This window comes from Streptomyces sp. 4F14 (assembly GCF_048159485.1).
Lineage (GTDB): Bacteria > Actinomycetota > Actinomycetes > Streptomycetales > Streptomycetaceae > Streptomyces.
The window spans coordinates 1-346 of the sequence record NZ_JBLRVY010000297.1; the positions used below are offsets into that span (position 1 = coordinate 1).

A 346-nucleotide genomic window follows, 5' to 3' on the forward strand; every position below is an offset into this window, starting at 1 on the left:
CCCGCAGCGCGGCGATCGGCGCCAGCTCCGCCTTCGTCTGGGCCCACAGCACCAGCGCGTAGGCGGCCACGGACAGCGCGGCACCCAGCAGTCCCAGCAGGGCGAACGGCCGTAGCACGGTGAGCGTCTCGCCCCGCCAGCGCCGGATCGCGTAGAGCGGGATGACGAGGCCCTCGATCACCATCAGCCAGGCGATGTACCCGAGGGACGACCCGGAGGCCCGCACGCCGAGCCCGTCCACGACGGTGTACACGGCGATGCTCAGCCCCGTCGCCAACGCGGCGCCGATCGCCGCCCAGTTGGGCCGGCGCCCGCGCAGCCCCCACAGCGCGACGCCGGTGCCGCT

General features: G+C 75.1%; 1 pseudogene. It reads right to left on the minus strand.

Annotated elements, in window-relative coordinates:
* Positions 1-346: pseudogene (locus ACLZOT_RS50805) on the minus strand (EamA family transporter); the annotation flags it as partial.